At 65.7% G+C, this 24,668-nt stretch carries 22 protein-coding genes; 10 read left to right on the top strand and 12 right to left on the bottom strand.

Annotated features, from left to right (window positions below; all coding sequences use genetic code 11):
* Position 1 precedes the first annotated feature (1 nt).
* Together AB3347_RS11790 and AB3347_RS11785 are read left to right on the top strand one after the other, a co-directional pair.
* Entirely contained in the window at positions 2 to 724 is a 723-nt protein-coding gene (locus AB3347_RS11790; protein ID WP_369091994.1) for a hypothetical protein, read from the top strand.
* A gap of 108 nt (positions 725 to 832) precedes the next feature.
* Entirely contained in the window at positions 833 to 1,528 is a 696-nt protein-coding gene (locus tag AB3347_RS11785) for a DUF2076 family protein (protein WP_369091993.1), read from the top strand.
* A gap of 16 nt (positions 1,529 to 1,544) precedes the next feature.
* Here AB3347_RS11785 and AB3347_RS11780 read toward each other — a convergent pair whose 3' ends face one another.
* The 10 genes from AB3347_RS11780 to AB3347_RS11735 all read right to left on the bottom strand — a co-directional run bounded on the left by AB3347_RS11780 (position 1,545) and on the right by AB3347_RS11735 (position 11,236).
* Positions 1,545 to 2,315: a LytR/AlgR family response regulator transcription factor gene (locus AB3347_RS11780; protein ID WP_369091992.1), complete on the bottom strand. Its 771-nt coding sequence runs from the start codon at positions 2,313 to 2,315 to the stop codon at positions 1,545 to 1,547.
* Complete coding sequence (locus tag AB3347_RS11775; RefSeq protein WP_369091991.1) at positions 2,315 to 3,205, bottom strand: sensor histidine kinase; 891 nt, start codon at positions 3,203 to 3,205, stop codon at positions 2,315 to 2,317. Before AB3347_RS11775 ends, AB3347_RS11780 begins: the two co-directional genes overlap by 1 nt.
* 3 nt (positions 3,206 to 3,208) lie before the next feature.
* Positions 3,209 to 3,460 (bottom strand): hypothetical protein, encoded by a 252-nt coding sequence (locus AB3347_RS11770; protein WP_369091990.1) that lies wholly within the window; start codon positions 3,458 to 3,460, stop codon positions 3,209 to 3,211.
* 143 nt (positions 3,461 to 3,603) lie between these two features.
* Positions 3,604 to 4,266: an energy transducer TonB gene (locus AB3347_RS11765; protein WP_369091989.1), complete on the bottom strand. Its 663-nt coding sequence runs from the start codon at positions 4,264 to 4,266 to the stop codon at positions 3,604 to 3,606.
* A gap of 42 nt (positions 4,267 to 4,308) precedes the next feature.
* Positions 4,309 to 5,694, bottom strand: a complete 1,386-nt coding sequence (locus tag AB3347_RS11760; protein ID WP_369091988.1) for a DUF4214 domain-containing protein — start codon at positions 5,692 to 5,694, stop codon at positions 4,309 to 4,311.
* A 57-nt stretch (positions 5,695 to 5,751) separates the two neighbouring features.
* Complete coding sequence (locus AB3347_RS11755; RefSeq protein WP_369091987.1) at positions 5,752 to 6,330, bottom strand: GNAT family N-acetyltransferase; 579 nt, start codon at positions 6,328 to 6,330, stop codon at positions 5,752 to 5,754.
* Between the two features lie 95 nt (positions 6,331 to 6,425).
* A complete protein-coding gene (locus AB3347_RS11750) occupies positions 6,426 to 8,834 on the bottom strand; it encodes an FG-GAP-like repeat-containing protein (RefSeq protein WP_369091986.1) in 2,409 nt (802 codons plus the stop codon).
* Positions 8,835 to 8,915: 81 nt separating this feature from the next.
* Positions 8,916 to 9,560 carry a TetR/AcrR family transcriptional regulator gene (locus tag AB3347_RS11745; protein ID WP_369091985.1) on the bottom strand — a complete coding sequence of 215 codons (645 nt, stop codon included), beginning with the start codon at positions 9,558 to 9,560 and terminating at the stop codon, positions 8,916 to 8,918.
* Positions 9,561 to 9,567: 7 nt separating this feature from the next.
* Complete coding sequence (locus tag AB3347_RS11740) at positions 9,568 to 11,007, bottom strand: PLP-dependent aminotransferase family protein (protein WP_369091984.1); 1,440 nt, start codon at positions 11,005 to 11,007, stop codon at positions 9,568 to 9,570.
* Between the two features lie 22 nt (positions 11,008 to 11,029).
* Positions 11,030 to 11,236 (bottom strand): hypothetical protein, encoded by a 207-nt coding sequence (locus AB3347_RS11735; protein ID WP_369091983.1) that lies wholly within the window; start codon positions 11,234 to 11,236, stop codon positions 11,030 to 11,032.
* Here AB3347_RS11735 and AB3347_RS11730 point away from each other — a divergent pair.
* The 8 genes from AB3347_RS11730 (at position 11,235) to AB3347_RS11695 (ending at position 21,673) form a co-directional block, all read left to right on the top strand.
* Positions 11,235 to 12,551, top strand: coding sequence for an aspartate aminotransferase family protein (locus AB3347_RS11730; RefSeq protein WP_369091982.1), 1,317 nt, complete (start codon positions 11,235 to 11,237; stop codon positions 12,549 to 12,551). The two genes, AB3347_RS11735 and AB3347_RS11730, sit on opposite strands and share 2 nt — an antisense overlap.
* A 5-nt stretch (positions 12,552 to 12,556) precedes the next feature.
* Complete coding sequence (locus tag AB3347_RS11725) at positions 12,557 to 14,062, top strand: CoA-acylating methylmalonate-semialdehyde dehydrogenase (RefSeq protein WP_369091981.1); 1,506 nt, start codon at positions 12,557 to 12,559, stop codon at positions 14,060 to 14,062.
* 57 nt (positions 14,063 to 14,119) lie between these two features.
* Positions 14,120 to 15,532: an NAD(P)-dependent oxidoreductase gene (locus AB3347_RS11720; RefSeq protein ID WP_369091980.1), complete on the top strand. Its 1,413-nt coding sequence runs from the start codon at positions 14,120 to 14,122 to the stop codon at positions 15,530 to 15,532.
* Positions 15,520 to 16,800, top strand: coding sequence for an NAD-dependent dihydropyrimidine dehydrogenase subunit PreA (preA, locus tag AB3347_RS11715; RefSeq protein WP_369091979.1), 1,281 nt, complete (start codon positions 15,520 to 15,522; stop codon positions 16,798 to 16,800). The genes AB3347_RS11720 and preA overlap by 13 nt, the downstream gene beginning before the upstream one ends.
* A 121-nt stretch (positions 16,801 to 16,921) precedes the next feature.
* A complete protein-coding gene (locus tag AB3347_RS11710; RefSeq protein WP_369091978.1) occupies positions 16,922 to 18,448 on the top strand; it encodes an NCS1 family nucleobase:cation symporter-1 in 1,527 nt (508 codons plus the stop codon).
* Between the two features lie 10 nt (positions 18,449 to 18,458).
* The gene (gene hydA / locus AB3347_RS11705; RefSeq protein WP_369091977.1) at positions 18,459 to 19,850 is read left to right on the top strand and encodes a dihydropyrimidinase; all 1,392 of its coding nucleotides are present in this window, start codon (positions 18,459 to 18,461) and stop codon (positions 19,848 to 19,850) included.
* Positions 19,851 to 19,874: 24 nt separating this feature from the next.
* On the top strand, positions 19,875 to 21,134 hold the full coding sequence (locus tag AB3347_RS11700; RefSeq protein WP_369091976.1) for a Zn-dependent hydrolase: 1,260 nt from the start codon (positions 19,875 to 19,877) through the stop codon (positions 21,132 to 21,134).
* 47 nt (positions 21,135 to 21,181) lie between these two features.
* On the top strand, positions 21,182 to 21,673 hold the full coding sequence (locus AB3347_RS11695; RefSeq protein WP_369091975.1) for an MgtC/SapB family protein: 492 nt from the start codon (positions 21,182 to 21,184) through the stop codon (positions 21,671 to 21,673).
* Positions 21,674 to 21,709: 36 nt separating this feature from the next.
* On the opposite strand, the gene AB3347_RS11690 is transcribed toward AB3347_RS11695, so the two are convergent.
* Together AB3347_RS11690 and AB3347_RS11685 are read right to left on the bottom strand one after the other, a co-directional pair.
* Positions 21,710 to 23,455 (bottom strand): allantoate amidohydrolase, encoded by a 1,746-nt coding sequence (locus AB3347_RS11690; RefSeq protein ID WP_369092299.1) that lies wholly within the window; start codon positions 23,453 to 23,455, stop codon positions 21,710 to 21,712.
* Between the two features lie 85 nt (positions 23,456 to 23,540).
* A complete protein-coding gene (locus tag AB3347_RS11685; protein WP_369091974.1) occupies positions 23,541 to 24,479 on the bottom strand; it encodes a LysR family transcriptional regulator in 939 nt (312 codons plus the stop codon).
* Between the last annotated feature and the right edge of the window lie 189 nt (positions 24,480 to 24,668).

The following is a 24,668-nucleotide window of genomic DNA, read 5'->3' as shown; positions in this document are numbered from 1 at the left end:
CATGTCAATTAAACCCTTGTCCAATATTTTCCTGTCAGCGTTCTTATCTGTTGGCGCGACCGCTGGGGGCTGGGCTATTACCAGTAAGTTGGCAAGCGACGCCGCTGCGATATCATTTTTGTACTTCAGTATTCCGATTGTGATAGGAGTGCTGACTCTTCAGGCAGTGCTTCTCACGAAAATTAAGGATCGCGCATGCTACTTGCTGCTATTTAACATTTCTGCCACATTCGGGGTACTGTGGATGATGTCATGCCTGGTATTGCCATTATTTTGGATGGAGTCAATCGCTGTTTCAATAAAAACATTAACAATTTGGTTTTCTACTATCCTCTTCTATTTGAACATTAAACGAGGCAGGTGTATTTTTCGCGTAAGGTGGGAAAGTGTTGGGGAAAAACTCCTGGGTGATTACTATAAATCAGATCGAGGGATTATCAACTGGATGGGTGTCGTCAGCTCCCTGAAACTGCCGTTGTCTGTTTATATTCCTGGCATCCCGAAAAAATCAGAGCCGATTCTGACTGCTGTACTCGTCATATCGATGTTGGCAGGATTGTCGTTTAGGAAGATCTTTCCAGAATTTAGTGTCTTTGCCTGGGGTATCCCCTCGATCGTATGCATTGCTACAATCTTTCAAATGGTAGGCTGCATAATCGGGCAGCTTTCAATTTTGCGGGAGCTCGAAAGAAAAGATAGAAAAGCTATCCGAATATGCAGTTGAAAAACATCAATTTTTCGCACTATCCGCGCATGACTACGCTTCCATCTTGAATTCGCCAAAAAGTACACAACATGCACTTCTGATCACACTTCGATGAGGAGCACCCCCATGAGCCCATCCGATAGCCAGAAACTGCATGACTTCCTCGCCCAGCTCGTGCAAGCACGCGGCATCCCAAAAGACCCCGAAGCCGACGCGCTGATCGAGCGCGCAGTCGCCCAACAACCCGATGCCGCCTACCTGCTGGTCCAGCGCGCGCTGCTGATGGAGCAGGCCCTGGACAGCGCACGCGCCCAGATCGCCTCCCTGCAGAGTCAACTACAGCACCAGCATGGACAGAGCGGCAGCGGCGGATTCCTCGACCCGTATTCGTGGGGCAGCCGCCGCCATGCGAGTCATCCGCAAGCGCACCACATGCACTACCAGCACGCCTCGCCCGCCTCGATGAGCCGCGGCATGGGCGGCTTCCTGCGCGGTGGGGGCGGTGGCGGCGGGGGCGGGCTGCTCGGGTCGATTGCGGCCACGGCGGCCGGCGTGGCGGCGGGCAGTTTCCTGTTCCACGGTCTCGACAACCTGTTCCATGACCACGACGGCCATGGCGGCGCCCACCTGCTCGGCGGCGAGAATGTGTCGGCGGGCGAAGGCCTGGCGGGAGGCGAGCTGTCGGGCAGCTCATTGGCCGACCAGGCCGGCCTGAACGACATCGGCAGCGGCGACAGCCTGCTCGGCGACGGTAGTGGCGGCATCGAAGAGAACGGCGGCTTCTTCGACGGCGACGGTTCGGACGAAGGACTGTTCGGCTAAGCCGCCGGAAGGACGATTACATCTGCTGGAACAGGTGCCCGTGGTTGCGGCTCACTTCCAGCTCTTCCGGGAAGTTACGCAGCCTGAGCATCTGCCGGCCGCGCAGGTCGCGGTAGACCTCGGCGATGGCGTCCACCCGCACCAGGGTCGAGCGGTGGATGCGCCAGAACTCGTCCGGGTCCAGCTCGTCCGCCAGTTCCTTGAGGGTCTTGCGGATCAGGAGCTGGGCGGTGGCGGTCTGCACGCAGGTGTACTTGTCGTCGGCCTGGAAGTACAGGATCTCGCGCGTGCTGACCATGCGCAGGTTGCCGCCTACCTGGGCCTGGATCCAGCGCAGGTAGCTCGGCTTGGGCGTGGCGCCGCCCTTGAGCAGCGCGCCCAACTCGGCCAGCTGGGTGCCGATGTCCTGCGGAGCGCGCGTAAGGCGCGTGCGCAGGCGCTCGCAGGTGGTCTGCAGGCGCGCCGGGGTCACCGGTTTCAGCAGGTAGTCGATGGCGCCCTGCTCGAAGGCGTCCAGCGCATACTGGTCGTAGGCGGTCGCGAACACGATGTGGCAGCGGTTGTAGAGCTGGCGCGCGGCGTCGATTCCGCCCATGCCGGGCATGCGGATATCCAGGAAGGCGATGTCGGGCTGGTGCTGGGCCGCCAGGGCGAGCGCTTCGGCGCCGTTGGCGGCTTCGGCCTCGATGCGCAGCTCGGGCCAGGCCTCCTGCAGGCGCATGCGCAGCTGGTCGCGCATCGGCGCTTCGTCGTCGGCGATCAGGGCGGTCGGGGCCTGTGCGCTCATCAGTCGAACTCCGTCATGCGGTAGGGCAGGCGGATCGAGGCGCAGGCGCCGCCGCCCGCGGGCATCTCGATCACCAGCTCGGCATCCTTCCCGTACAGCAGGGCGAGGCGCTCGCGGATGTTGGCCAGGCCAACGCCTTCGTCGGCGTGCAGGTCGATGCCGATGCCGTCGTCGCATACGTCCACGTGCAGGGTGGCGCCTTCCACGTGGGCGCGCACCGTGATGGTGCCGCCGGCGATCTTCGGCTCCAGGCCGTGCTTGATCGCGTTCTCGATCAGGGTCTGCAGCATCATCGGCGGGAAGGGCGCGCTGCCGAGGAAGTCGGGCACCTCGAAGCGCACCGCCAGGCGTTCCTTCATGCGCGCCTGCATGATGGCCAGGTAGGCGCGCGACAGCTCGACCTGCTTCCCGAGCGTGCCGCCGCCCTTGGTGCGCATCTGCGGCAGCGAGGAGCGCAGGTACTCGATCAGGTGCGCGTGCACGCGCGCCGCTTCCTTCGGGTCGGTCTCGATCAGTTGGCCGATCAGGGCCAGGGTATTGAACAGGAAATGCGGTTCGACCTGGGCCTGCAGGGTGGCCATCTGGGCTTCCATCAGGCGGCGCTCGAGCGTGGCCACGTTGGCCTTGTCGGAGGCTTCGCGCGCCGTCAGTTCGGCGCGGCGCTTGCCGCCGGCCAGCACCTTGACGCCGAACGAGAGCAGGATGAACCACACCGCCGGTTCGGTCAGGTTGAACGAGATGCCGAAGACGAAAGCCAGGAACCAGGTCACGTACAGCTTGCGCCACTCGACCAGGGCCAGCCAGTCGAAGAAGCCCCACCACAGGGCGCTTGCTTCGCTGACGGCTTCGCGCACGAAGTCGAGCGCGCGGTTGATCGGGGCGGCGGTCATGGCTTACTCCACGATCTGGGCCGGACGGCGGCCGAACAGGGCCGCGGCGACGAACTTCAGCAGCAGGAAGCCGACGAACAGGGTGAGCGCAAGCGGCACGATGCTCAGGATCAGCGCCAGGCCGATCGACACCGCCAGCAGCGACGGCCAGGGCAGGGCCGCCAGGGTGCGGGCGCCTGAGCGCAGGGCGCGGTGGGTGCTGCGGGCGATGGCCTTCATGTCGGTCACGAACGAATCGAAGCGGGAGGATTTCATGCGAGCGTCCTTCGGTAGAGTTGATGGCGCTACTGTAGTCCCGCGTGGCGCGCTGCGCCATGGCGATCCGATAAACGGTCGAAATGCCGGTGCTGGCGGCAGTGTGGGGCGATGAATGGAGAGGCGGGCGAGCGCCCGCGCTCTCACTTTCGGAGGAAGCTGGCCGCTTCGCGCTGCATCAGGGTGAAGAATTTCTCGTCGGGCCGGCTGGCACAAGCGGCAATGGCCTTGGCCGCGACCGCGCTGCTGTTCTGGGCGTAGGGCATCTGCTGCGGGCCGGGCAGGGTGAACACCAGGGCGCCCATTGCCAGTTTCACCACTTCCATGTCGCCCACCTTCTGCTCGGGGAAGGTAGCGCTGAAATAGGCCTTGTCGATGTTGAAATCCGCGCAGGTCTTGTTCGGCAGTCCCGACAGGCTGTCCTTGCGAAACCGGATCGGCACCAGGGTCTCGCCCGGCGCCACGCCGGCCTTGGCCGGGGCATACGGGAAGGTCCGGGCCAGCGCGAGCGCCGCCTTGTCCAGCTCGGGCGAACGCGAGGACTCGGCGATGGCCACGCTGGTGGCCTTGCCTTCGGCGCTGACCTTCACGCGCACCACCGCGCGGCCCTGCACGCCGCGCGCGGCCAGGCCGGCCGGATAGGCGGGCTCGCCGGGATAGACCACGGTGTCGCCTTCCATCATCTGCGCGCCGGGCTGGGCCAGGGTGTCTTCGGCGAGGGCGATCCTGGCTGGGCCGGGGTTGGACTGTGCGGAAGCCGTCAGGATCATGCCTGCGGTCGCGCCGGCAGCAGCGAACTTTTTCATGCAGTACGAAACGCCCACCTGGTTCCTATCCCATTAGTTTGATTAACAACTGCGCCAATAGCCATTGACCCACGTTCCGTTACTGCGACGATAGCCGTTCACCCAGCATTTTCCGCTGGAAGGCGGGGTGGTTGGTGGAGGCACATAGGTCGTGCGTTCAATAGTAATATCGTTTGCTTCACATGGCCGCCCGTCGCGGTCGCGGTCGAGGTACTTATGTCCTTGTAGGTACAGGAGCATAGCCTGAGCTTGTGAAACAGTGGAACATTTGTACTGGCCGCTGTCGCTGATTGCGGTCGCGATTGGGTTTTTCTCTAGATTGATATCGGCCGACGTGCAGGGCGTGCCATCGCGATCTCGATCGAGATAGAGATGGCCTTCCGAGTAGAGCGTTCGGCTTGTTGCGCTATCGAGGCGGTAGCAGACGTTGACCCCGGTATCGCTCTGGATGCCATGGGCAACGATCTGTAGCTGTGCCGGTGAAAAACTCCTTCCTGTACGGTCGCTCGTCCAGAGTGTTACCTGATATGTTCCCGGTACGTCGAATGACAAGGTCGGTTTCGCATTGCTGGGTTGAGCGAACGTGGCAGTACTTGAAGCAGGCCGATTGGTAATCGACCATGCATAGCCGAGGATATCGTCGTTTGCATCCGTTGACGTCGTTCCATCTACAGTGAACGGAATCCCGATGGGGACGTGGGCGGGACCTTGAGCGTTAGATACTGGAATGTAAGCCACGCCCGGCTCGGCGAATGGCAAGCCGCTTGCGATACTGTCTTTTGTCAGTACGCGGTTCTCCGTCGAGTCTGCAACGGCGAGAAGCACGGCTGCACGGCTTTCGCCACGTTCGAGGACACTTACCCAATAGGCTATCCCCGAAGGATCACCTGCCCGACTGAGGACATTTTGGTAGATGCGCGCCACGAATTCTGCATTGGATAAGGTACTACCGTACAGAGACTGAGATTCCTTGCTGCTTAAGAAATCACGCGCAACTTGTTCAATCGGGATGCTTGTCGAATCGAGCACGTTTTTCCAATAACCAAGTCCACGTAGATCCGGAGAGCGGCCGAATGCGGCCTTGTACAGCCGGTTGAGTTTGGCGGCAGCGCCTTCTTCGTCGAATGTGAGCGAAATATCTTGAAGGCGAATTTCGAGTGCCGATTTTTCGAAATGGGAAAGCGAGGCCACACGAGACTGGCCGAGTAGCATCTTTGTCTTGCTAACGCTCAGGTCATATGATCGCCGCTCTCCTGGAACGAGCTGTTTTACCTCAGCGCTCTTTTGGGACATGCTGCCTGAAGCGAGCAGAGTTGAGGAATGCTGTTCCTCGACGGGGTGCCCGCCGCAGGCACTAAGGGCCAGCAGAAAGGCAGAGGCAAGAATTTTCTTCATATTCGGAAAAAGAGCTGATGGATAGCTGTGCAAAACCGGCCATCTTAGCGTTTTCCAAAAGGAGAAAGCTCACTTAAAGTTGCAAATATATTACTTTGTATTTGCAGTCTTTTTACCTTTTAAATCCCAGTAGCTGCGCAGCAGCCCATAGTTGATCGTATCGGCCATCTCGCCGTGCACGAACCAGCGCTCCGGCATGTAGCCTTCCTTGCGGAAGCCCAGCCGTTCCAGCACGCCGGCCGAGGCGGCGTTGCGCGGGTCGATGTCGGCTTCGATGCGGTTCAGGCGCAGCTCATGGAAGCCGTAGTCGATGGCCGCTTCCAGCGCCTCGGTGGCATAGCCCTTGCCCCAGTACGGGCTGGCGAGCGCGTAGCCGATCTCGCAGCGACGGTTCTGCGGGAAGACGTGGTGCAGGTTGACGGTGCCGATCAGCGCGCCGCTTGCGGCAAGTTCGATGCCGAAACGGACCTCGGACTGGTCGCGGTAGCTGTCGAGCGCGCGTTCGATGCATTGTTCCGCATGGGCGACCGTAGTCCACGGCTCGGCGCTCCAGTAGCGCACCACGGCCGGGTCGGAAAACACGGCGAACAGGTCGGGGGCGTCGGCCATGGTCAGGGGACGCAGGGTGAGGCGGTTGGTGGTCAGGATAGGCGTCGGATAGCGGGACATGGGCAGTCTGCTTGTTGAACTTCCGGCATCATATAACATCGTGGCAGTCGCCTGCCTTCTTCCATGGGAAGGGCATCGCTGCCCGTATCACCGCTTCAGAAACCGGGCAGATAGTCGATGCCGCCCTCGATCGCACCGATGACCTGGGCCCGGTTCTCGTTGCTCTCGCTGAACCCGGCAAGCAGCATTGCCCGGTTGCCGCCGCCGTCGAGGTAGTCCTGCCAGAACCCCAGCCCGCTCGCATCGGGATCGCGATGCAGGACGTTCCGGTACACCGTCGCCACAAAGGCAGAGGTATCCAACTGGCCGTAACGCTCCAGGAACTCGTTGCTCGACACGAACTGCCCCGCGACATCCTGCAGGGCAGTCCCGCGGTCCATCGCCGCGATCCAGAACCCGAGCCCGCCCGCATCGGGGGCACGGCCGAACGCAGCCTGGTAAATGCGGTAGGCCTGCCCGGCAACGCCGTCGAGATCGAAAGCAAGGCCCCGGTCGGCGAACAGGACGCGTTCGACGCCGGCAAGGTTCACGTCGATGGCTTTGCCGGACAGCGTGAAGCCGGCGCCGTCCCGCGCGAGCGTATACCCGGCGCGTGCGCCCGGGAGGCTGGCGATGTCGAATCCGCCAGCGCCATGGAAGACGTTGGCGCCGGTCCGGGCGATGAACACATCGTCGCCGCTCGAGCCGAGCAGTGTGCTGCCGCCGAAGTTCGCCTGGTACACGTGACCATTCTTCAGCTTGTTCAGCCATACCGACATCGCTCCCCCGCCAGTGATGCTCACCAGGTCGCGCATGCCGTCGCCGTCGACATCGGCCGACTGGACGCGATCGCCCGGCGCCGATTCCCATGTGAGCGCGAAGCTGCCATCGCCGCGGTTCAGGTATAGCTTCGAGGTCACCGGCGCGCCTGCCGACTCGGCGAGGATATCGACGAAACCATCATTGTTGATGTCGACCGGGGTCAGGGACATCAACCAGCCCGGCTGGCTGGTGTCCTTGTCTTGCGGCAGGCGGGCGGCCGTCTCGTCACGGAACTTCCCGGTGCCATCGTTGACCAGGAGCTGGATGTAATCGGCATGGTAGAAGGTGGCGCCATCGCCGCCATTCGTCACGCTCAGCATCAGGTCCGGGAAGGCATCGCCGTTCAGGTCGATGCGTTCGACCTCCAGCACGATTTCGCCGGGCAGGCCGGCGCCCGGCAGGGGAATCGGGGCGCTGCGGCTGAAGTTGCCGGTGCCATCGTTGAGCAGGACGTGGCTTGGCGTTTTCAGGATGTTGCCGTCCCAGCTGCCAAGGACCAGGTCGGCCGCACCGTCGCCGTTGAGATCGCCGATGCCCGAAAAGGTGCTGGTTTCGGGGTAATCCATGTGGCCGAGCGTGACCGAGGGACGCGGCAGCAGCGCACGCATCTCGGTGAAGCGTCCGCTGCCGTCGTTGATCAGGAGGAGGTTGCCTTCGTCGAGCGTGTTGACCAGCACGTCGATGTGGCCGTCGCCATTGACGTCGCCCGCGCTGCCGCCGTGATTCGTGTCCGGACGTTGCGGCAGGGTGGCGCTGACGTCCTGCAGCCTGCCGCTGGCGGCCGAGGACAGGTACAGGCTGTTTATTCCGCCGGCGAAGGGAGGCGCATCGTCGCCGAAATCGAGCTGGAAGATGTCGCTCCGGCCATCGTGGTTGAAGTCCGCCACGATGGTGCGGCCGCCTCCGACGACCTTCATCGGTGGCTGTCCAAAGAGGTCGGCGGTGCCGTCGCGCAGGCCGCCCTTGCCGTCGCCGAGGACGATGTAGGAGGGGGCCGGGGCAGTGCCTGTGCCTACCTGGGTGACCACCAGGAAGTCGGCGCTGCCGTCGCCGTTGAAATCGCCGGACAGGAACTGCGACAGCCCGGCGTTCGTCGGGAAAGGCAGCTTCAGCGTGGCGGCGGTCCGGAAGTCGCCGGCGAATTGCGAGCGCAGGATGACGGCGTCGTCGGCGCCTGCGCCGACGAATTCGATCTTTTCGATACCGCGCAGGATGTCGGTGCCGCGGTCGCCGTTGGTGAAGTGCTTGACCACCGTGAACGTATCGCTCGCCTCGTCGTAGGACAGCTCGGCGGCGGTCGATTTTTCGAAGTAGTAGCTCACCGTGTCGAAGCCTGCTCCGCCCTCGACCAGGTCGTTGCCCCCGCCGCCATGGAAGTATTCGTCGGCGGGGCCGCCGCGCAGGATGTCGTCGTGGCCGGAACCCTGCACGATGCGGATGCCGACCAGCCGGTCGACGGTGCCGAATCCGTCCTGGGCGCTGCCTGCGCCCAGGTCGACGATCACGCCACGCGGGGAGCCCCAGTACGCGGCCGTCGCCCAGGGAGAGCCGGCAATGATCTCGTCATTGCCAGGACCGCCGATGGCCAGGCCGGTGGTGACGGTGATGCGGTCGTTGCCCTCCAAACCATAGATCGGCCCTGCGGGGAGCGACTGCTTCTCCTGGTCGATGATGTCGTCACCGGGCGTGCCGCGGAATTCCATGTCCGTCCTGTCGTGCTTAGTTGTAATAGTGCAAGTATACGCATTCGGCAGGACAGAACGACATCTTGAACATGGCGCTGCTCAGCTGGTCGCGGCCAGCGCCCGCACCACCATGTCGCCGATCAGGCGCTCGGCGGCCTCGAAGTCGTCGCCGCCGAGTTCCGGCTTGTCCAGCACCAGCGTCATCTGGGCGGCGAAGTCGGCATACGATTGCGTCATGGCCCACAGCGCGAACAGCAGGTGGGTGGCGTCGACGCGGGCGATGCTGCCGTCCGCCATCCAGCGCTCGAACACCTCGATGTCGCGCCGCAGCAGGGGCACCACGCGCGCGCGGATCTGCTCGCCGTACAACTTGGCGCCGCCGATGACTTCCATCGCATACACGCGCGAGGCCCAGGGCTGCTCGCGCGAAAAGCGCAGCTTGGCCGCGACGTAGGCGCGCAGCACCTCGGCCGGTTCGCCGCCGCCGTCGGCCAGGTGCGCCATGCGTTCGAGCCAGTCGTCGAGCACCTCGTCGAGCACGCGCCGGTACAGGCCCTGCTTGGTCGGGAAATAGTAGAGCAGGTTCTGCTTCGAGATGCCGGCCCGCTCGGCCACGGCGGCGATGGTGGTGCCTTCGAAGCCGCATTCGGCGAACAGGCGGGTGGCGGCGGCGAGGATGGCGCCTTCGAGCTTGTCGCGCCGCCTGGCGCTGTCGCTCATGTTCTGGTTGACGTGGATGTCCATGCTGTCCTCAGCGCCGGGTGGGCAGAAACTCGCGCAGGAAGTCGAGCAGCTGCGGGTTGGCCGCATACGCGGCATTGAAGCGGAACCAGATGCGGCCTGGTTCGCGCTGGGTGAAGAATTCGCCCGGCGCCAGCAGGATGCCGGCCCGCAGGGCGGCGTCGGCGATACTGCGGCCGTTGCGCGTCGCGCTGGGGACATCCTCCCAGCCGGCGCTGACGAACATGCCGCCGCGCGGGCGCGCCAGCGGGGCCATGCCGACCCCGCGCAGCGCCTCCAGGGTGCGCTCGCGCGCATCCTCGAGCTGGCCGGCCAGGCGCTCGACCATGCGGCGGTAGCCGCGTGCGCTGGTGGCGTGGAACACGGCGCGTTCGTTGATTTCCGAGGTCGTCAGGCCGGCCACCATCTTCACGCGCAGCAGTTCCGGCACCAGCGAGGGCGAGGCGCACAGCGAGCCGACCCGCAGCACCGGCGACAGGGTCTTGGAAAAGCTGCCGACCCGGATCACCCGGCGCAGCCCATCCATCGCCGCCAGCGAGGCGTCGCCGGGCGCGGCCAGTTCGCGGTAGATGTCGTCCTCCACCAGCCAGAAATCGAACTGCTCGGCCAGCGCCAGCAGGCGGTGCGCCTGGGCCTGCGACAGCGAGGTGCCGAGCGGATTCTGGAGCACCGTGTTGACGAACATGAGCTTGGGATGCAGCAGCGCGGCCTGGCGCGCCAGCTCGATCATGTCCAGGCCGGCCTCGTCGCGGGGAATGCCGACCGGGATGCAGCCGTGGTGGCGCACCAGCGCCAGCAGGTTGCTGTAGCCCGGGTCTTCGACCAGCACCACGTCGCCCGGGCGCGTCAGCGTGCGCAGCACCAGGTCGAAGGCGTGGGTGGCGCCGTTGGTCAGCACCACCTGGTCGGGCTCGACGGGGAACAGTTCGCCCGTCAGGCTTGAAGCCAGGTGCCGGCGCAGCGCGGGAAAGCCGAGCGGGTGGCCGTAGCCGCGCAGGCGGCCGGCCGGGATCTTCATCGCGTGGCGCACGGCGTCGAGGATGGTGTTCTCGCCATACCACTCGGGCGGCAGCCAGCCGGCGCCGACCGGCAGGGCTTCGCTCTGCCCGCTGTACAAATCGGGGGCGAGGGCGTCGATCTCGGATTGCAGGCCGGGCGCGGAGGGCAGGGGCGCGCTGGCCGTCTGCGGCAGGCTGCGCGCAACGAAGAATCCGGAGCCGCGGCGCGAGGACAGCAGGCCCAGCTGGTGCAGGCGCTCGTAGGCTTCGACCACGGTGAATGTGCTGACGCCATTGCACTTTGCGAATTGTCTAACCGATGGCATTTTCGTACCGGCACCGAGCTGGCGCTCGTTTACCATCGTCGAGATAGTCCCGACGATCTGGTCGACCAGGCTGCCGCGCTTGGCCCTGTCGATGGCGAGTAATGGCCAGGCCAGGCCAGGTGCCATACTAGGCGCCGAGCGCAAGGTTTCAGAAGGAATGACCTCTGTTAAAACAGCTTCTTCCATCGCCACCACTCCAGTCCCGGGTAGAAACTGTACAGGTTCGCTTGCCTGTACGGTTGGTCGGTTTTGCCCTTGGTGTATCTGTGCCGGTGTTGCCTTGCTGACTATTATTGATCAATATTTTGCCAACTGGTAAAAATTTTTCGCCTTCATGGCGGGGAGAGAGACGCATGAACGAGTCCAGGCCCACCTCGATGTCCGCATTCTGGATGCCCTTTACCAATAACCGCGACTTCAAGGCCAGTCCGCGCCTGCTGGTCTCGGCCGAAGGAATGTATTACAAGGATGTGGACGGCAACAGCGTGCTCGACGGCACCGCCGGCCTCTGGTGCGTGCCCTGCGGCCACGCCCAGCCGCGCATCACGCAGGCGGTCAGCGAAATGGTCGGCCAGCTCGACTTCGCACCGACCTTCCAGATGGGGCACCCGGCCGCGTTCGACCTGGCCGAGCAGCTGATGGAATACACCGGCCACAAGTTCGGCCACGTGTTCTATACCAATTCCGGGTCCGAGGCGGTGGATACCGCGTTGAAAATGGCGCTGGCCTACCACAAGGCGCGCGGCGAGGGTGGGCGCACCCGCCTGATCGGCCGCGAGCGCGGCTACCACGGGGTCGGCTTCGGCGGCCTGTCGGTGGGCGGCATCGGCAACAACCGCAAGAGCTTCGGCCCGCTGCTGCCGGGCGTGGACCACCTGCCGCACACGCACAACCTGTCGAAGAATGCCTTCTCGCGCGGCGAGCCGGAATTCGGCGCCGAACTGGCCGACGAACTCGAACGCCTGGTGACGCTGCACGACGCCTCCACCATCGCCGCCGTCATCATCGAACCCGTGGCCGGCTCCACCGGCGTGCTGGTGCCGCCCAAGGGCTACCTGAAGCGCCTGCGCGAGATCTGCGACAAGCACGGCATCCTGCTGATCTTCGACGAGGTCATCACCGGCTTCGGCCGCCTGTGCACGCCGTTTGCCAGCGATTATTTTGGCGTCGAACCGGACATGATGACCACCGCGAAAGGCCTGACCAACGGCGTGGTGCCGATGGGCGCGGTGTTCTCCAAGCGCTTCATCCACGATGTCTTCATGGAAGCGCCGGCCGGCATCGAGCTGTTCCACGGCTACACCTATTCCGGCCACCCGCTGGCCTGCGCGGCCTCGCTGGCCACGCTTGCGGTGTTCCGTGAACAAAGCATCATCGAGAACGCCACGAGCCTGCAGCCATACTTCGAAGACGCCCTGCATTCGCTGCGCGACCTGCCGCACGTGATCGACCTGCGCTCGATCGGCCTGGTGGCGGGCATCGAGCTGGCGCCGATCGCCGGCAAGCCGGGCGCACGCGCCTACAGCGCCTTCAAGAAGGCCTTCGCCGACGGCATCCTGATCCGCGTGACGGGCGACATCATCGCGCTGTCGCCGCCGCTCATCCTGAGCAAGCAGCACATCGACGAGCTGTTCGGGAAGCTGGCCAACGTATTGAAAAACCTGGATTAACGCACATGAACATCATTTCTCACTTCATCAATGGCCAGCTGGCGCACCCCGCGGGCACGCGCCAGGCCGATGTCTACAACCCGGCGCGCGGCGAGCCCTGTGCGCGGGTGGCGCTGGCCGAGCCGCGCGAGGTCGATGCCGCGGTCGGCGCGGCCCTCGCAGCGTTCCCGGCCTGGGCCGCCACGCCGCCGCTGGCGCGCGCGCGCGTCCTGTTCAAGTACCTGCAGATGTGCCAGCAGCACACCGACGACTTCGCCGCCATGGTGGTGCGCGAGCATGGCAAGACCTTCGCCGATGCGCAGGGCGAAGTCGCGCGCGGCATCGAGGTGGTCGAATTCGCGGTCGGCATCCCGCAGATGCTCAAGGGCGAGTTCACCGACCAGATCGCGCGTGGTATCGACGCCTGGTCGATGCGCCAGCCGCTTGGCGTGGTGGCCGGCATCACGCCCTTCAACTTCCCGGTGATGGTGCCGATGTGGATGTTCCCGGTCGCGATCGCATGCGGCAACACCTTCGTGCTCAAGCCGTCGGAACGCGACCCGTCGGCCTCGCTGCTGCATGCGCAACTGCTGAAGGAAGCGGGACTGCCGGACGGCGTGTTCAACGTGGTCCAGGGCGACAAGGTGGCGGTCGACGCACTGCTCGACCATCCCGACGTCCAGGCCATCAGCTTCGTCGGCTCGACCCCGATCGCCGAATACATCTACACGCGCGGATCGAGCAAGGGCAAGCGCGTGCAGGCCCTGGGCGGGGCCAAGAACCACATGGTGGTGATGCCGGACGCCGACATGGACATGGCCGTCGATGCGCTCATCGGCGCGGCCTACGGCTCGGCGGGCGAGCGCTGCATGGCGATCTCGGTTGTCGTGGCCATCGGCGATGCCGGCGACAAGCTGGTGTCCGCGCTGGCGGAGCGCACCGCCAAGCTGAAAATCAACGATGGCATGGCCGAGGGCGCCGAAATGGGACCGGTGGTCAGCAGCGCCGCCAAGGAACGCATCGAAGGCCTGATCGGCCAGGGCGTGGAGCAGGGCGCCACCCTGGTGGTCGATGGCCGTGGCCACCGCGTGGACGGCTGCCCGAACGGCTTCTTCGTGGGCGGCACCCTGTTCGACCATGTCACGCCCGACATGACGATCTACCAGGAAGAGATCTTCGGGCCGGTGCTGTGCGTGGTGCGCCTGCCGGACGTGGGCCGCGCGGTGGAACTCATCAACGCCAACGAGTACGGCAACGGCGTCGCCATCTTCACCCGCGACGGCGGCGTGGCGCGCGAATTCGTGCGCCAGATCGAGGTCGGCATGGTGGGCGTGAACGTGCCGCTGCCGGTGCCGATGGCCTTCAACAGCTTCGGCGGCTGGAAGCGCAGCCTGTTCGGCGACCACCACGCCTACGGCCCCGAAGGCGTGCGCTTCTATACCCGGCACAAGGCGGTAATGGAGCGTTGGCCCGCACCCGATAACAGCGCCGCCAGCGGCGGACCGCAGTTCGCCTTCCCGCAGATGAAATAATTCCGCGGCCTGGGGCCGTCGCAGCATGTCGTCGACTTACAAAAAGAAGGGATGCACATGATCGAATCACTCCAGCACCTGCCGCCCGCGGCAGGGTCGAACGGCGAGCTCGCCGCGCAGTTTATCGACCTGGCGCCGCCGCTCACGGCGCGCCAGGCCGCCGTCGAGGCGGCGCGCTGCCTGTACTGCTACGACGCCCCCTGCATGAACGCCTGCCCGACCGGCATCGACGTCGCCGGCTTCATCAAGAACATCCATGACGGGAACATCACTGGTGCAGCAGTGGGCATCCTGAAGGCAAACATTTTTGGGGGCAGCTGCGCCCGGGTGTGCCCGACCGAGATCCTGTGCGAGGACGCCTGCGTGCGCAACAACCCGGCCGAGCGCGCGCCGGTGCGCATCGGCCTGCTGCAGCGCCATGCCATCGACAACGCCCGCTTTATTGGACAACCCGGCGGCCATCCCTTCCAGCGCGCGCCCGCCACCGGCAAGGTGGTCGCCGTGGTGGGCGCCGGGCCAGCCGGCCTGTCTTGTGCGCACCGTCTCGCCATGCTCGGCAACGACGTGGTCGTGTACGAGGCGCGTCCGAAAGCGGGTGGCCTGAACGAATACGGCATCGCCAAGTACAAGCTGCCGGGCGACTTCGCACAGCAGGAAGTGGATTTCCTGCTGTCGATCGGCGGCATCCACGTCGAATACGGCCGCCGGCTTGGCGAGAACCTGAGCCTGGCCGAGCTGCACACCCGCTACGACGCGGTGTTCCTGGGCATCGGCCTGCAGGCCAGCCGCGCGCTCGGGCTGACGGGCGAGGACGCGCCCGGCCTGATGGCGGCGACCGACTATATCGCCGCCCTGCGCCAGGCCGGCGATCTGTCGCTGCTGCCGGTGCCGCGCCGCGCCGTCGTGATCGGCGCCGGCAATACCGCCATCGACATGGCGGTGCAGATCAAGCGCCTCGGCGCCGAGGACGTGACCCTGGTGTACCGCCGCGGCCTCGAATCGATGAGCGCAACCGGCCACGAGATCGAGATCGCCAAGGCAAATTTCGTGCGCATCCGCACCTGGGCCGCGCCGCTCGAGGTGCTGCTGGACGACAGCGGCCGGGTGGCCGGCATGCGCTTCGAGCAGACCCGCATGGAAGAGGGGCGCCTGGTGCGTACCGGCGGCTTCGTCGAAATCGCCGCCGACGCCGTGTTCAAGGCCATCGGCCAGGGCATGAGCGATGAGGCTTTCCACGAACCGCTGGCGCGCGAGCTCATTGGCCAACCCATGCGCGAGGGCGGCCGCATCTGGATCGACGGGCGCTTCCGCACCGCGCTGCCCGGCATCTACGCCGGCGGTGATTGCGTCGCCCCCGGACAGGACCTGACGGTGCAAGCGGTCCAGCACGGCAAGCTGGCCGCGCTGGCGATCCACGAAGACATCCAGGCGCGCATTGGCGCCAACACGGAGGCAGCATGGCCGACCTGAGCATCGATTTCTGCGGCATCAAGAGCCCGAACCCGTTCTGGCTGGCCTCCGCGCCGCCGACCGACAAGGCCTACAACGTGGTGCGCGCCTTCGAGGCGGGCTGGGGCGGGGTGGTCTGGAAGACCCTGGGCGAAGACCCGCCGGCGGTCAACGTCTCGTCGCGCTACTCGGCCCACTACGGCAAGAACCGCGAAGTCATCGGCTTCAACAACATCGAGCTGATCACCGACCGCAGCCTGGAAATCAACCTGCAGGAGATCACCCAGGTCAAGAAGGACTGGCCGAACCGCGCCCTGATCGTCTCGCTGATGCTGCCCTGCGAGGAGGCGCCGTGGGCCGCGATCCTGCCGCTGGTCGAAGCCACCGGCGCCGACGGCATCGAACTGAACTTCGGCTGCCCGCACGGCATGCCCGAGCGCGGCATGGGCGCGGCGGTGGGCCAGGTGCCGGACTACGTCCGGATGGTTACCGCCTGGTGCAAGAAACACACGCGCCTGCCGGTGATCGTCAAGCTGACCCCGAACATCACCGACGTGCGCCATCCGGCCAGGGCCGCACTGGCCGGCGGCGCGGATGCGGTCTCGCTGATCAATACGGTGAACTCGATCACCCATCTCGATCTCGACCGCATGGTGGCCTTTCCGATCGTGGGCGGCGCCAGCACCCACGGCGGCTATTGCGGCGCGGCGGTCAAGCCGATCGCCCTGAACATGGTGGCCGAGATCGCGCGCGACCCGGCTACGCGCAACCTGCCGATCTCCGGCATCGGCGGCGTCCAGAGCTGGCGCGACGCGGCCGAGTTCATCGCGCTGGGGGCGGGCAGCGTGCAGGTCTGCACGGCCGCGATGCTGCATGGCTTTCGCATCGTCGAAGAGATGAAGGACGGCCTGTCGCGCTGGATGGACAGCCAGGGCTACCAGAACATCGCGGCCTTCTCGCGCAAGGCGGTCCAGAACACCACCGACTGGAAATACCTGGACATGAACTACCAGGTGATCGCCCGGATCGACCAGGACCAGTGCATCGGCTGCGGCAAGTGCTACGTGGCCTGCGAGGACACCTCGCACCAGGCGATCGCGCGCACGGTGGACGATGCCGGCAAGCGCCGCTACGAGGTCATCGATGCCGAGTGCGTGGGCTGCAACCTGTGCGAGATCACCTGTCCGGTCGAGGCCTGCATCAGCATGGTGCCGCAGGAAACCGGCAAGCCCTATATGAACTGGACCCAGGACCCGCGCAATCCGCGTGCGGAACCCACGACGGTGTGATCGGCCGGACGACGTCGGGCGGACAGGCTTCCTGCCACCCGACGAAAGCCGCACCGGCGTACTTACGATTGCGTTACACTCGCGAGCACTTTTTTATGCAACCGACGAGGAGAGTCTCCCAGTGACCACGCACCACCAAGCGCCAGCCGGCGCAAGTTCCGAACTCTGGAACCACGACCTGGCCCCGACCACGGCCGCGCAGCGCACCTGGCGCTGGTATCACTTCGCCGCGCTGTGGGTCGGCATGGTGATCAGCATTCCGGCCTACATGCTGGCGGCCAGCCTGATCGAAAGCGGGATGTCGGCCTGGCAGGCAGTGGCCACGGTGTTCCTGGCGAACGTGATCGTCCTGGTGCCGATGCTGCTGATCGGCCACGCCGGCACCAAGTACGGCATTCCCTATGCGGTGCTGGCGCGCGCCTCCTTCGGCACCCGCGGCGCGCGCCTTCCGGCCCTGATGCGCGCGGTGGTCGCCTGCGGCTGGTACGGCATCCAGACTTGGTTCGGCGGCAGCATGATCTACACCCTGCTCGGGGTTCTCGTAGGTGCAACTGCAGGCGCGCCGATCGGCGGCGAACCGCTGCCGGGCCTGGGCATCAACGGCGGCCAGCTGGCCTGCTTCCTGGGCTTCTGGGCGATCCAGATGTACTTCATCGTGCACGGCATGGAATCGATCCGCAAGCTCGAGACCTATACCGCGCCGCTGAAGATCGCGATCTGCTTCCTGCTGCTCTGGTGGGTGTACGACAAGGTGGGCGGCTTCGGTCCGCTGCTCGGCCAGCCCTCGCAATTCGTCGCGGGAGGACCCAAGGCCGGCCTGTTCTGGTCCGTGTTCTGGCCCTCGCTCACCGCCATGATCGGCTACTGGGCCACGCTGGCGCTGAACATCCCCGACTTCACCCGCTTTGCGACCACCCAGCGCGACCAGGTGGTCGGCCAGACGCTCGGGCTGCCGCTGCCGATGGCCCTGCTGGCGGCGCTGGCCGTCACCGTCACCTCGGCCACCATCGTCCTGTACGGCAAGGCCCTGTGGGACCCGGTCGACGTGGCCAGCCGCATGACCGGCGTGGCGGTGCTGGTGGCCCTGTTGATCCTTTTGATCGACACCGCCAGCGTCAACCTGGCCGCCAACCTGGTCGGCCCGGCCTACGACTTCTCGGCGCTGTCGCCCAAGCGCATCTCCTACCGCACCGGCGGCTACATCACGGCCGGCCTCGCGCTGGCCATGATGCCCTGGAAGATCCTCGAGACCACCCAGAACTACATCTTCATCTGGCTGACCGGCTACTCGGCCCTGCTCGGACCGATCGCCGGGATCATGATCGTCGACTACTACTTCGTGCGCAAGACCGAGCTCGACGTCGACCAGATGTACCGCGAGGGCGCGTCCTACTCGTACACGGGCGGCTGGAACGTGGCCGCCCTGGTGGCCTTCGCGGCCGGGGTGCTGCCCAACCTGCCGGGCTTCCTGAACGCGGCCTTGCCGGACGCGTTCCCGGGCGTGGGCGAGGCGTTCAAGACCATTTACACCTACGCCTGGTTTGTCGGCGTGGTGATCGCGGCCATCGTGTATGGCCTGATGATGAAGGGCCGCACGGCCCCGGCGCGCGCCGGCGCGAACGAGGCCGTGAACAACTATCCAACCTGAAGGAGTGTCCATGACAACGATGATCCGTGGCGGCACCGTGGTAAACGCCGACCGAGCATTTCGCGCCGACGTGCTCTGTTTCGGCGACAAGGTGGTGGCGGTGGGAGAGAACCTCGACGCGCCCGCCAACGCCACGATCATCGACGCCGGCGGCCAGTACGTGATGCCGGGCGGGATCGACACCCACACCCACATGCAGCTGCCCTTCATGGGCACGGTCACGGCCGACGACTTCTTCACCGGCACCGCGGCCGGCCTGGCCGGCGGCACCACCACCATCATGGACTTCGTGATCCCCGATCCGAAGCAGTCGCTGCTGGAAGCCTTCCACACCTGGCGTGGCTGGGCCCGCAAATCGGCAGGCGACTACACCTTCCACGTGGCCGTTACCTGGTGGGACCCGTCGGTGCACGAAGAAATGGGCGTGCTGGTGCGCGAGCACGGCGTGAACAGCTTCAAGCACTTCATGGCCTACAAGAACGCCATCATGGCCGACGACGAGACCCTGGTCAGGAGCTTTCGCCGCGCGCTCGAACTCGGTGCGATCCCGACCGTCCATGCCGAGAACGGCGAGCTGGTCTTTGAGCTGCAGCAGGAGCTGCTGAAGAAGGGCATCCGCGGCGCCGAGGCCCATCCGCTCTCGCGCCCGCCGGAAGTGGAGGCGGAAGCCGCCAACCGCGCGATCGCAATTGCGGGCGTGCTCGGCACCCCGGTCTACATCGTGCACGTGTCCTGCGCCGAATCGCTGGAGGCGATTCAACGCGCGCGCGCCAAGGGCCAGCGGGTATACGGCGAAGCGCTGGCCGGCCACCTCGTCATCGACGACAGCGTCTACCGCCATCCCGACCCGGACTTCGCGCGCGGCCACGTCATGAGCCCGCCGTTTCGCAGCAGCCACCACCAGCAGGCGCTGTGGCAGGGCCTGCAGGGCGGGAACCTGCACACCACCGCCACCGACCACTGCACCTTCTGCGCCGAACAGAAGGCGGCCGGCAAGGACGACTTCACGAAGATCCCGAACGGCTGTGGCGGCGTCGAGGAGCGCATGGCCGTGGTCTGGGACGCCGGCGTGAACAGCGGCCTGCTCACGCCCATGGAGTTCGTGCGCGTCACCTCGACCAATGCGGCGCAGATCTTCAACATGTACCCGCGCAAGGGCGTGATCGCCGCCGGCGCGGACGCCGATATCGTGGTCTGGGACCCGAGCGGCACCCGTACCATCTCGGCCGCGACCCAGCATGCGAAAGGCGGCTTCAACGTGTTCGAAGGCCGCACCGTGCGCGGCATTCCGACCCACACGATCGCTGCCGGCAAGCTGGTGTTCGAGCGCGGCCAGCTGCGCGCCGAAGCCGGGGCAGGGCGCTACATCGAACGTCCCGCCTTCACCGCCACCGTGGCCTGAGTCGTCCAAACCGAGGAGAAGGGCATGAATGAACTGCGCAAGGATGAGTTGTACGTCGACGGCGAGCGCCTGTGGAAGTCGCTGATGGACCTGGCCGCGATCGGCGCCACCGAGAAGGGCGGTGTCAAGCGGCTGGCTCTGACCGATCTCGACCGCCAGGGACGCGACCTGGTGGTGCAGTGGGGGCGCGAGGCGGGGCTGGAAGTCACGGTCGACCAGATCGGCAACGTCTTCATGCGCCGTGAAGGGCGTAACCCGGCCTTGCTCCCGATCGTCACCGGCAGCCACGTCGACACCCAGCCCACCGGCGGCAAGTTCGATGGCAACTACGGCGTGCTGGCCGGCCTGGAAGTGGTGCGCACCCTGAACGACCTGAACATCCAGACCGAGGCCCCGATCGAAGTCGCGTTCTGGACCAACGAAGAAGGCTCGCGCTTCGTGCCGGTGATGATGGGTTCGGGCGTGTTCTGCGGCGCCTTCAGCCTGGAGACGGCCTACGCCGCCCGCGACGTCGACGGTAAAAGCGTGCGCGAGGAACTGGAACGCATCGGCTACCTGGGCGACGAGGTGCCGGGCAAGCACCCGATCGGCGCCTATTTCGAGACCCACATCGAGCAGGGGCCAGTGCTGGAAGACGCCGGCAAGGTGATCGGCGTGGTGCCGGCCGTGATGGGCCTGTCGTGGTACGACTGCACCGTGACGGGCATGGAAGCGCATGCGGGACCGACGCCGATGGGCTTGCGGCGCGACGCGCTGCAGGTGGCGACGACCATCATGCAGGAGGTGGTGCAGATCGCCAAGCGCTACCCGCCCTACGGCCGCGGCACGGTGGGCATGGTGCAGGTATTCCCGAACAGCCGCAACGTGATTCCGGGGGAGGTCAAGTTCAGTATCGACCTGCGCAACGTGAACGACGCGCTGCTCAACACCATGCACGAGGAGATGCTGGCGTTTATCGCGCAGACCCGCAGGGAATCGGGCCTGGAGATCGCGATCGAGCGCGTCTCGTATTACCCGCCTTGCCCCTTCCATCCCGACTGCGTGAACGCCGTGCGCGCCGCCACCGAGAAACTGGGCTATTCGAGCATGGACGTGGTGTCCGGCGCCGGCCACGACGCCATCTACGCCGCGCGCGTGGCGCCCGCGGGCATGATCTTCGTGCCCTGCAAGGACGGCATCAGCCACAACGAGATCGAGGACGCCCAACCCGCCCACCTGGAGGCCGGCTGCAACGTGCTGCTGCATGCGATGCTGGAACGCGCCGGTGTCATCCATGCGCCCTGAATCTTGATTAGCTGGCATCATTCCCGGGTGACCTCGGGAGGAGCGGGATGGACTGGCTGGATCGGAGCTGGCTGACAATACAGCAGGAATTTTCGGACCTCGGCAATGTCGAGGACATCACGCGCATCGTGCTGCGCCTGCTGGTGGCGGTCGTGCTCGGCGGGATGCTCGGCTACGAGCGCGAATCGGTGGGCGCCTCGGCCGGCCTGCGCACCCACATGCTGGTGTCGCTCGGCGCGGCCCTGTTCGTGCTGATCCCGCTGCAGGCGGGTATGGAGATCGGCGACCTGTCGCGCGTGCTGCAGGGCGTCACCGCGGGCATCGGCTTCATCGGCGCCGGGGCCATCCTGAAGCAAACCGACAAGGAAGACGTCAAGGGTGTCACGACGGCCGCGAGCGTGTGGCTGAGCGCAGCCATCGGCATCGCGGCCGGCATGGGACGTGAAGCGACCGCTGTCCTGAGCGCCCTGTTCGCGCTGGTGATCCTGGCGATCCTGAAGATGTCGCCGAAAGACGAATCGACGCGCGCGACGAAGTGAACCTTCGGTCAGCAGCCACCAAGCCTTCGCTTGCGATTATTCCAGGCTCCGCAGGAAGCCCAGCAGCACCTCGCCCGCCACCTCGGCGTCGTCGGCCGTCATGGTCTCGAGTGGATTGTGGCTGATGCCGCCGTTGCCGCAGCGCGTGAACAGCATGGCGACGTCGGTGATTGCCGCCATTTCCATGGCATCGTGCCCGGCGCCGGACAGCAGGTCGAAACGCGGCAGGCCGGCGGCTTCGATGGCCGTGCCGAGACGGTCCATCAGGCGCGGCGCGCATGGCGCCGCATTCGCTTCCACCAGCTTCCACAGCTTTTCCTGGATGCCGCGGCGCGCGCAGATGGCGCTGATGCCCGCCAGGATGTCGTCCACCGCCGCCAGGCGCTCCGCGTCGCCGGCCGCGCGGATGTCGAGCGACAGCCGGCACTGGCCGGGAATCACATTGACCGAGCCGCCGGGCACCTCGAGCTGGCCGACCGTGCCGACCAAGGAGCCGCGCCGGCTGCAGCGCCCTTCGACCAGCAGCACGATCTCGGCCGCGGCGGCGGCCGCGTCGCGGCGCATGCCCATCGGCGTGGTGCCGGCGTGGCTGGCCACGCCCGTGAGTTCCACCAGGTAGCGCGAGCTGCCGGCGATCGCCGTCACCACGCCGACCGGCAGGCCGCGCTCGAGCAGCACCGGGCCCTGTTCGATATGGACTTCGACGAAACCCAGCAGGGACGCCGGATCGCGCGCCAGCGCGCCGATCTGCGCCGGATCGTGGCCGGCGGCGTGCAAGGCCGTGCGCATGCTGAGGCCATCGCTGTCCTGCTGCTCCAGCAGGGCCGGATCGAAGCGGCCCGTGATGGCGCTGCTGCCCAGGAAGGTGCTGCGGAAGCGCACGCCTTCTTCTTCCGCGAAGCCGACCACCTCGAGGTGGAAGGGCAGGCGCTCGCCGCGCCCGTTCAGGTGCCGGACCAGGGCGATGGGCAGCAGGATGCCCAGCCGGCCGTCATACTTGCCGCCATTGCGCACGGTATCGTAGTGCGAGCCGGTCATCAGGGTCCTGGCGTCCGGACGCGTGGCCGCGTAGCGCCCGACCACGTTGCCGGCCGCGTCGATGTGGGCGTCCATGCCCGCCTCGCGCATCCAGTCGCGCAACTGATTGGCCGCGCGCCGGTGGGCCGGCGTCATGTAGGCGCAGGTCAGGTTGTCGGCGCTGTCGCTGATTCCGCCCAGGGTTTCGGCCCAGTCCATTACTTGCGGGCCGAAGCGGTGCTGCACCGTGAGCAGCTCGTTCAGGCGGATCTCGGCGATGCGGTGCACCTGGCGCAGGGCTTCGCGCATCTCGTCGGCGCGCGTGTTCTGCAGGCGCCGCCCGAAGGTCGCGATGATGGCGGCGCGGGTCAGGCCGCGCCCGGTCGGACCCTTCACCGCCAGGATGAAGGGAAAGCCGAACTTCTCGTTGTAGCGGGCGTTCAGGTCGTGCAGCAGCGCATATTCTTCCGGGCTGCAGCGGTTCAGGCCCGATGCCGCCTGCTCGCCGCTGGATTCGGCCGTCAACTCGCCGGCGATCGCCGCTTTGCCGGCCAGTTCCGGGTGGGCGCGCAGCAGCGCCAGCCGCTCGTCCTGGGTCGCCTGGGTGACGGTCGCCTGCAAGGCCTGCTTGAGGGCGGCAAGGCTGGCGAAGGGCCGCAGGCCGGCGGCGCGCCCGGCGATCCAGGAGGAGTGTTCGTAGATGCCGCGCAGCGCCTCGACGAAGACGCCGGGTTCGCAGGTGTTCAGGTCCGACAGGGTGGTCATGGTGTGCATCGCCTCATTCGAGTCAATGATGATAAATCCTGCACGTCCTCCAGCTTATACGCCCGGGCGCATAAGGGATATTGCGCTACTTGGCGACGAGTGCCCGCGCCGCCGCGCTGACCTGGTCGCGCAGCCACTTGTGTTCGAGCGACTGGTGCACGCGCTGGTGCCACAGCTGGTAGAAGCGCATCGGCGGAAACTTGATCGGCACCGTGAAGCTCTTGAGCGGCAGCGTGCGCTCATAGAAGCGGATGAACTGGCGCCCGGTGGTCAGCACCAGGTCGCTCTGGGTCAGCATGTAGGGGATCACGCCGAAGTAGGGCGACTCCACCGCCACCTTGCGGCGCAGCCCCAGGCGGTCGAGGTGGGCGTCGATCACGCCGTGGTAGCCCGGCAGCATCTGCGAAGGCGCCACGTGCGGCAGCGCCAGGTAGTCCTCGACCGTCATCGCGTCAACTGCGGTGCGCCTGGCGTAGGGGCTGTCGGCGCGCATGGTGCAGATGATCGGGTCTTCGAACAGCTTCGACATGTGCAGGTGGGCGGGCGGCTCGTCCCAGTTGGCGATCACCAGGTCCATCTCGCCGTCGGACAGCATGCGCAGGTAGTCCAGGCCCGGTCCCAGGCCGTGGATCACCACCTTGCTGTTGGGCGAGCCGCGCCGCAGCGAGGCCACCACGCCCGGCAGGAACTGGGTGTCGAGGTAGTCGGGGGCGGCGATGTGGAAGGTACGCGCCGCTTCCTCGGGCACGAAGGGCGACTTGCGCACGAACAGGCTCTCGGTTTCGTCCAGGATGCGCTTGGCCGGCTTGAGCAGGCTCTCGCCGTGCTGGGTCGGCACCATGCCGCGCGCACCGCGCACCAGCAGCGGGTCGCCGGTCAGCTCGCGCAGTTTGCGCAGCGAGGCCGAGATCGAGGGCTGCGGCTGGTTCAGCTTGAGCGCGACGCGCGAGACGTTCTTCTCCTGCAGCAGCAGGTAGAGGATTCGGATCAGGTGCAGGTCGAGGTGCTGGGGCAGGCTGGACATGAGCGGCGTATATCAATACAGATATGTTGAATATACGCTAAATTTCATGTTGCAGAAATTGAAATCGGGCTATCTTCAAGGAATACTCAAGGCACCGCGAAAAACCGTCGCGCGCGGCAGCAATGGTGGTCGAGAAGCGCACCTGTACGGGTAGTACAGCGGAGCATCGCAGACCGCCAGTGCAACGCG

The sequence above is a fragment of the Massilia sp. X63 genome, assembly GCF_041023745.1.
Lineage (GTDB): Bacteria > Pseudomonadota > Gammaproteobacteria > Burkholderiales > Burkholderiaceae_D > Telluria.
This window is presented reverse-complemented; position numbering and strand designations above follow the sequence as displayed.

Bases quoted from the DNA above. Each gene is read 5' to 3' on its own strand.
- AB3347_RS11790 (WP_369091994.1), top strand. From the start codon at position 2: ATGTCAATTAAACCCTTGTCCAATATTTTCCTGTCAGCGTTCTTATCT.
- AB3347_RS11785 (WP_369091993.1), top strand. From the start codon at position 833: ATGAGCCCATCCGATAGCCAGAAACTGCATGACTTCCTCGCCCAGCTC.
- AB3347_RS11780 (WP_369091992.1), bottom strand. From the start codon at position 2,315: ATGAGCGCACAGGCCCCGACCGCCCTGATCGCCGACGACGAAGCGCCG.
- AB3347_RS11775 (WP_369091991.1), bottom strand. From the start codon at position 3,205: ATGACCGCCGCCCCGATCAACCGCGCGCTCGACTTCGTGCGCGAAGCC.
- AB3347_RS11770 (WP_369091990.1), bottom strand. From the start codon at position 3,460: ATGAAATCCTCCCGCTTCGATTCGTTCGTGACCGACATGAAGGCCATC.
- AB3347_RS11765 (WP_369091989.1), bottom strand. From the start codon at position 4,266: ATGAAAAAGTTCGCTGCTGCCGGCGCGACCGCAGGCATGATCCTGACG.
- AB3347_RS11755 (WP_369091987.1), bottom strand. From the start codon at position 6,330: ATGTCCCGCTATCCGACGCCTATCCTGACCACCAACCGCCTCACCCTG.
- AB3347_RS11750 (WP_369091986.1), bottom strand. From the start codon at position 8,834: ATGGAATTCCGCGGCACGCCCGGTGACGACATCATCGACCAGGAGAAG.
- AB3347_RS11745 (WP_369091985.1), bottom strand. From the start codon at position 9,560: ATGGACATCCACGTCAACCAGAACATGAGCGACAGCGCCAGGCGGCGC.
- AB3347_RS11740 (WP_369091984.1), bottom strand. From the start codon at position 11,007: ATGGCACCTGGCCTGGCCTGGCCATTACTCGCCATCGACAGGGCCAAG.
- AB3347_RS11730 (WP_369091982.1), top strand. From the start codon at position 11,235: ATGAACGAGTCCAGGCCCACCTCGATGTCCGCATTCTGGATGCCCTTT.
- AB3347_RS11735 (WP_369091983.1), bottom strand. From the start codon at position 11,236: ATGCGTCTCTCTCCCCGCCATGAAGGCGAAAAATTTTTACCAGTTGGC.
- AB3347_RS11725 (WP_369091981.1), top strand. From the start codon at position 12,557: ATGAACATCATTTCTCACTTCATCAATGGCCAGCTGGCGCACCCCGCG.
- AB3347_RS11720 (WP_369091980.1), top strand. From the start codon at position 14,120: ATGATCGAATCACTCCAGCACCTGCCGCCCGCGGCAGGGTCGAACGGC.
- preA (WP_369091979.1), top strand. From the start codon at position 15,520: ATGGCCGACCTGAGCATCGATTTCTGCGGCATCAAGAGCCCGAACCCG.
- hydA (WP_369091977.1), top strand. From the start codon at position 18,459: ATGACAACGATGATCCGTGGCGGCACCGTGGTAAACGCCGACCGAGCA.
- AB3347_RS11700 (WP_369091976.1), top strand. From the start codon at position 19,875: ATGAATGAACTGCGCAAGGATGAGTTGTACGTCGACGGCGAGCGCCTG.
- AB3347_RS11695 (WP_369091975.1), top strand. From the start codon at position 21,182: ATGGACTGGCTGGATCGGAGCTGGCTGACAATACAGCAGGAATTTTCG.
- AB3347_RS11690 (WP_369092299.1), bottom strand. From the start codon at position 23,455: ATGACCACCCTGTCGGACCTGAACACCTGCGAACCCGGCGTCTTCGTC.
- AB3347_RS11685 (WP_369091974.1), bottom strand. From the start codon at position 24,479: ATGTCCAGCCTGCCCCAGCACCTCGACCTGCACCTGATCCGAATCCTC.